At 47.5% G+C, this 3,393-nt stretch carries 3 protein-coding genes; all 3 read left to right on the top strand.

What is annotated here, in order from left to right; genetic code table 11:
• The first annotated feature begins 63 nt into the window (after nt 1-63).
• Nucleotides 64-387: a hypothetical protein gene (locus Q0294_RS13385; RefSeq protein ID WP_299466144.1), complete on the top strand. Its 324-nt coding sequence runs from the start codon at nt 64-66 to the stop codon at nt 385-387.
• Between the two features lie 150 nt (nt 388-537).
• Nucleotides 538-1,827 carry a hypothetical protein gene (locus Q0294_RS13380; RefSeq protein WP_299466141.1) on the top strand — a complete coding sequence of 430 codons (1,290 nt, stop codon included), beginning with the start codon at nt 538-540 and terminating at the stop codon, nt 1,825-1,827.
• A gap of 544 nt (nt 1,828-2,371) precedes the next feature.
• Nucleotides 2,372-3,393: inverse autotransporter beta domain-containing protein (locus tag Q0294_RS13375; RefSeq protein WP_299466138.1), on the top strand; the 1,022-nt coding region annotated here is incomplete at its 3' end.

The raw sequence follows: 3,393 nt of genomic DNA, 5'->3' as shown, positions 1-3,393 counted from the left end.
AATGGCATCTGGCGTTTCTTTTCCCAGTAGCAGGCCAAAGTGGCGGAGGCAGCGCGGAAGGGCTTGCTGAAATACGAAAAAGATGATCGCGAGCCCTTTCCCGATATCTACCGTTTATTTGAAGGCAAAATCACTCCCGAGAAAATTCTGGAGAATATCCAAAAGGCAGATCTGAATGCAGAGGAACAATCCAAACGGCTGTTTTATGCCTATCTCTATATCGGTTTGAATGAGTCACTGCAGGGACGAAAAGATGCCGCGCGTTCCTATCTGCAGAAAGCGGTCAAAAATGAATGGGGCCCCGGCGCCGGATTTGGACCGAATTACATGTGGCATACCGGCCGGCTGGAGCTACAATTACTCTTTAAGCCGGAACCGACCGAATAAGTTTTCCGCCAGCACACCGATTCGCTAAAAAATCAATCTTACTTTGGTATTTGAATGGATATTGTGAATATGAAATGGAGCCTGCCCTCAAGTAGTTTTGTCTTGTTTTTCTGTCTGCTTTCTTTGATTTTCGTTCAGGAAAACCGCGTTTTGGCGCAGGAGAAAAAAGCAGAACCGGCCGCGCTTTCCGAGCAGGAAAAAAAAGAAAAAGCGTTAGAGCATGCTAAGAAGGGGCAGGAATTTCTCAAACAGAAATACTGGAAAGATGCGGCGGCGGAATTCGAAAAAGCGGTCGAATTACAGCCGAATCATAGTGTTTTGCATTATCTGCTGGGCGTCAGTTATCTGGAAAATTCCGAAGCCAGCAAAGGCTGGGTGGAATTTCGGAAAGCGGTTTTACTCGACCAGACGAATCAGCGGGCCGCCAAAGACTTCATGCGGATCTGGAGTTTCTTTGATCGCAAAGGCTTATTGAATGTGGGGACTCCGGAAGTGGAAGTTCTCAAAGTATTGGGGAAGCCAGATCAGCAGCGCGATCAGAATGGCGAATCGCAAATGATCTACGGGTTTATGTGGATCAATTTTCGAAACGGGCGGCTGTTTGCGCTGGTTGATACACGCGGGCTGACACCGGAACTCACCAGAGCCGTCAATACGATGGAATTTCAACTTGATCCCTGGTGGAAAGAGGGCTACCGGATCATGACCGCGACCAACGCGTTAACCGAATATGTCGCCGCAGAAGAAACCGTGCAGAACTATCAGCAATTGTTCTCGACTCAGCGATTGTTCAAACTGGGAGAACAGTTTTCTGCCAGAGTGATGATGAATCGCATGAAAGCCACGCTGGAGAAAACGCATCAGATCGAGGATTGGAAAGTAATTCAGGATGGCGACAATGATATTCTTTTTGAATGGCGTGTGGCAAAGACGGAGCGGACTCCCGCGCAGCATGAAATTTCCAGGCTGGTCAAAGGTAAGCGAGACATGCATCGGCTGGCTTATGTCAGCCGGAAAACGCCTCTGAGTGAGGAAGCACGCGCTCAATGGATCAAAACGATGCAGTCCGCAAAACTGGTGGTTGCGCACGTGGAAGAAGCTAAGCTCACTCCTGCGCAAAAAAAAGAACTGGAAGACCAGTTAACAATTAAATCCCGAGAGATCATCACGCTGCAGCTTCAGCATATTCGAGACCAGGATGTGAAAGCGATGAAGCCTTATTTTACTGAACGCGTGCGCAATTTGATTACCGCTGATTTGCTGAAACAGGCAAAACAGCAGGCTGACTCGGCGACTCCGGAAGAGCTGGTGCATTCGGTTGAGGTCAGTGAAACCGGTGACCAGATTCAGGCCAAAATCAAAATGAAAAATGGCCGGACTTTAACAACACTGGTCCCCGTGAACGGGAAATGGGAAGCCGATACAATCTGGTTTAAATAGTTTTCCCGAAATTACCGAACCATCCATTTTGCCCTATCGTTACAAAAAGATTCATCTTCACTATCGATGAGTGTTTTTTTGTGCATTCCTCAAGGCCGTTTTCAGGTCAAATTCACCGGAAAAATTTCGAAGAATTTTCGGATCGCTCCCGGAACGATTCCGCTGAGAATCTTGAAGTTTTGAAATTTCGTAATGTCTTTTTATCAAAAGACATACGGCGTTTATTTCTTGTTGGGATTTCAGGGATTTCAAATCAGGTTTTCCAGCCGCCCCTACGATTAGCATATTTCGTCTCAACTTCACAACACGATTATTCCGAAAGATCAGAATAACCGCTTGTATCCGGATAATCGTAATAGTTTTACATCCGCTTCGGAAACAAGGGAAGATTGGCGGTCGGTTTCACCAGCCACCATTCGGGTCGATCGGGTTTGAATTCAGGGACACGAAGTTCTGGGAGACAAATCCGGGAACGCCTATGAGGAACGGAGTTGATCGTCTGAAATTGTTAGAGACGAGTTTAACATCGATGTTGGAGCTTTCGATGAACATATTACGTGTCAGCCTGGCCTGCTTCTTTTTGGCATCTCAGTATTTACTGATATCTGCGTATGCAGATCCAGATCAAGCTGAGAGTGGACAAACAGAGGGACATGCTACTGTAGGCGAACGAGAAGGTTCTGCCATTGTGGGGAACGTTTCTTCCGGAGTTTTCAGGCATGATTTTATTCCTGAAAACAACGTGCAGAGAAACAATGTTCCCGGCATGACATCGATGAAGGATGTCAGTTACCAGGATGTTCCACAAGGCTATGCACCCTATAAATATCCAGATCCACAAACAATGGTGGTGAATGAATACATCAATAACGGTGCCGGTTTAATGCCTATGGGACCAGATCCGTTCCAGCCCATCTTCCGTCTGGATAAAGGCATTGGTGGTGGGATCGGTTATGATGATGGTTATTCGAATCTGGGAGTTCTGCTTCCGTTTACAATCAATCCGGATCAAAGCATGCTCTTCCTTGATTTGAGAGCGATGGTAACCGATCAGGGAGCCGGCGGTGTGAACCTGGGGGCCGGGTGGCGCGCATACAACGAAAATCTGGATAAAATTTTCACAGTCGCAGGCTGGTATGATTACGACGACGGCCATTTTCAGGATTACAATCAACTCGGTCTGAGTGCTGAAGTGATTGGTCAGTATCTGACCTCACGCATCAATGGTTATTTTCCTATCAATACCAAAGACTCGGTCATTTCGAATAATCTGAATGGGACTGCTTACTACCAGCAGCATTACATCTATCTGAACCGGACGCAGCGGACGGAGTCTTCTTATGGTGGTGTCGATGCGGAAGTCGGTGGTCCACTGCCGGTCCTCGGCAAATTCGGCATCGATGGCTATGTCGGGGGATACTACTACAATTCCGATAACGACAAGAGCGCCTCGGGTGCCAAGTTCCGTGCGGAAGCCAATATCAATGACTGGTGGCAGATGAGTGTCAGCTATGCCAGGGATTCCGTTTTCGGTTCCAACGCCTGGATGAATGTGACGCTCTCAAT

The organism is uncultured Gimesia sp. (genome assembly GCF_937919775.1).
GTDB lineage: Bacteria > Planctomycetota > Planctomycetia > Planctomycetales > Planctomycetaceae > Gimesia.
Note: the sequence above shows the minus strand (reverse complement) of the source record. Positions and strands in the feature narration are given on the sequence as shown.